Consider the following 3,293-nt stretch of genomic DNA (forward strand, 5'->3'; position numbering starts at 1 on the left):
GAACTGAAACATCTAAGTACCCGGAGGAAAGGACATCAACGAGACTCCGTTAGTAGTGGCGAGCGAACGCGGACCAGGCCAATGCCTGTGAGATCTTTATCGGAACCACATGGAAAGGTGGGCGAGATCGGGTGATAGCCCCGTACGAGTCAGAGTGATCACAGGATTTGAGTAGGGCGGGACACGTGAAATCCTGTCTGAACATGGGGGGACCACCCTCCAAGCCTAAGTACTCCTCAGCGACCGATAGTGTACTAGTACCGTGAGGGAAAGGTGAAAAGCACCCCGACGAGGGGAGTGAAACAGTTCCTGAAACCGGATGCTTACAAACAGTGGGAGCCCAAGGTTCGTCCTGGGTGACCGCGTACCTTTTGTATAATGGGTCAGCGACTTAAAGTAACGAGCAAGCTTAAGCCGATAGGTGAAGGCGCAGCGAAAGCGAGTCTGAATAGGGCGTTCAGTTCGTTGCTTTAGACCCGAAACCGGGTGATCTAGCCATGAGCAGGTTGAAGGTGCGGTAACACGCACTGGAGGACCGAACCGGTGCCTGTTGAAAAAGTCTCGGATGACTTGTGGCTAGGGGTGAAAGGCCAATCAAACTCGGAAATAGCTGGTTCTCCGCGAAAGCTATTTAGGTAGCGCCTCGCGTGAATACCCCAGGGGGTAGAGCACTGGATGGGCTAGGGCCGCCCACAGCGGTACCAAACCTAACCAAACTCCGAATACCTGGGAGTAATGCGCGGGAGACACACGGCGGGTGCTAACGTCCGTCGTGGAGAGGGAAACAACCCTGACCTACAGCTAAGGCCCCCAATTCGTGGCTAAGTGGGAAAGGATGTGGGAATCCCAAAACAACCAGGAGGTTGGCTTAGAAGCAGCCATCCTTTAAAGAAAGCGTAACAGCTCACTGGTCTAAATAAGGGTTCCTGCGCCGAAAATGTAACGGGGCTCAAGCCACGAGCCGAAGCTTAGGGTGCATGCTTTGCATGCGCGGTAGCGGAGCGTTCCGTAAGTCTGTGAAGGGAGACCCGTGAGGGCTCCTGGAGATATCGGAAGTGCGAATGCTGACATGAGTAACGACAAACAGTGTGAAAGACACTGTCGCCGAAAGTCCAAGGGTTCCTGTGTAAAGTTAATCTTCGCAGGGTTAGCCGGCCCCTAAGGCGAGGCCGAAAGGCGTAGTCGATGGGAAGCACGCAAATATTCGTGCGCCAGTGGATGGTGACGGATCCTTATCGTCGTTCAACCTTATCGGATTGGTTGGGCGGCTTCCGGGTCCCAGGAAATAGCCTCCACATCAGACCGTACCCGAAACCGACACAGGTGGACTGGTAGAGTATACCAAGGCGCTTGAGAGAACTATGTTGAAGGAACTCGGCAATTTACCTCCGTAACTTCGGGATAAGGAGGCCCTCGTCTTGGGCAACCAGGGCGGGGGGGCACAGACTAGGGGGTGGCGACTGTTTACCTAAAACACAGGACTCTGCGAAGTCGCAAGACGACGTATAGGGTCTGACGCCTGCCCGGTGCCGGAAGGTTAAGAGGAGAGGTGCAAGCTTTGAATCGAAGCCCCGGTAAACGGCGGCCGTAACTATAACGGTCCTAAGGTAGCGAAATTCCTTGTCGGGTAAGTTCCGACCTGCACGAATGGCGTAACGACTTCCCCGCTGTCTCCAACATAGACTCAGTGAAATTGAATTCCCCGTGAAGATGCGGGGTTCCTGCGGTCAGACGGAAAGACCCCGTGCACCTTTACTGTAGCTTTGCGCTGGCATTCGTGTCGGCATGTGTAGGATAGGTGGTAGGCTTTGAAGTCCGGGCGCCAGCCCGGATGGAGCCATCCTTGAAATACCACCCTTGTAGACATGGATGTCTAACCGCGATCCGTTATCCGGGTCCGGGACAGCGCATGGTAGGCAGTTTGACTGGGGCGGTCGCCTCCCAAAGAGTAACGGAGGCGCGCGAAGGTGGGCTCAGACCGGTCGGAAATCGGTCGTCGAGTGCAATAGCATAAGCCCGCTTGACTGCGAGACTGACAAGTCGAGCAGAGACGAAAGTCGGCTATAGTGATCCGGTGGTCCCGCGTGGGTGGGCCATCGCTCAACGGATAAAAGGTACGCCGGGGATAACAGGCTGATCTCCCCCAAGAGTCCATATCGACGGGGAGGTTTGGCACCTCGATGTCGGCTCATCACATCCTGGGGCTGGAGAAGGTCCCAAGGGTTCGGCTGTTCGCCGATTAAAGTGGTACGTGAGCTGGGTTCAGAACGTCGTGAGACAGTTCGGTCCCTATCTGCCGTGGGTGTAGGAGTATTGAGAGGATCTGTCCCTAGTACGAGAGGACCGGGATGGACGTACCTCTGGTGGAGCTGTTGTGGCGCCAGCCGCAGTGCAGCGTAGCTATGTACGGACGGGATAACCGCTGAAGGCATCTAAGCGGGAAACCCACCTCAAAACGAGTACTCCCTTGAGAGCCGTGGAAGACGACCACGTTGATAGGCCAGGTGTGTAAGCGCGGTAACGTGTTGAGCTTACTGGTACTAATTGCTCGATTGGCTTGATTGCTCTCATGGTCCGTGTCCGTGGCCATGTAAAATTGAAGAAAGACCTCAAATACTTGCTTTTGTCCTTCGCCGGTCCGGTGATTTGAGCGAGGAGCCCGAACCCGATCCCATCTCGAACTCGGCCGTTAAACTCCTCAGCGTCGATGGTACTGTGTCTCAAGACCCGGGAGAGTAGATCATTGCCGGGCCTGCCAAGGACAATTCCTCTTTACTTCAAAACATTCGCGCGGCGCCTTGAGCGCCGCGTTTGTGTTTTAAGATCAAACGCGAAAAGACTTTGACGCGGGGTGGAGCAGCCCGGTAGCTCGTCAGGCTCATAACCTGAAGGTCACAGGTTCAAATCCTGTCCCCGCAACCAAATCCAAAAAAGCGCCGTGGTGAAATCTCACCCGGCGCTTTTTGTTTTGGCGCCATGGCCCGCAACGGACTATCCTCGTCCCCTCACCGCCAGGAAAAGGCCTCCATGCGAAGCCGCGCCGTAAACCCGAACCACAAAGCCGCCGCAGCCCTGGCCGCCGCCGCAGCCCTCTGCCTCATCGCAACCGGCGCGCTCCTCTGGCAACACTTCGGACCCACCCTCTTCAACGCCCTGATCCTCGCTCCCCTCGCCTGGTGCTTCTAAACCGCGACGTCCGACCCAAGCCATGAAACGTCTTCGACCACCAAAATGGACGGAAAACGAGGTCCCATAATCCCCGCCAGCACGCCACGCTGACCAAAAGGTAATAA

1 protein-coding gene, 1 tRNA gene and 2 rRNA genes (1 of these 4 cut by a window edge) are annotated in these 3,293 nt (G+C 55.8%); all 4 read left to right on the forward strand.

Annotated elements, in window-relative coordinates:
* A 23S ribosomal RNA gene (locus HB375_RS17865) occupies positions 1 to 2,565 on the forward strand; it begins 240 nt to the left of the window's first position.
* A gap of 72 nt (positions 2,566 to 2,637) precedes the next feature.
* A 5S ribosomal RNA gene (gene rrf, locus HB375_RS17870) occupies positions 2,638 to 2,752 on the forward strand.
* Between the two features lie 93 nt (positions 2,753 to 2,845).
* Positions 2,846 to 2,922, forward strand: a tRNA-Met gene (locus tag HB375_RS17875).
* 105 nt (positions 2,923 to 3,027) lie between these two features.
* Positions 3,028 to 3,186: a hypothetical protein gene (locus tag HB375_RS17880; protein ID WP_167674457.1), complete on the forward strand. Its 159-nt coding sequence runs from the start codon at positions 3,028 to 3,030 to the stop codon at positions 3,184 to 3,186.
* The last annotated feature ends 107 nt before the right edge of the window (positions 3,187 to 3,293 follow it).

This window comes from Microvirga terricola (genome assembly GCF_011777495.1).
GTDB classification, from domain to species: Bacteria; Pseudomonadota; Alphaproteobacteria; order Rhizobiales; family Beijerinckiaceae; genus Microvirga; species Microvirga terricola.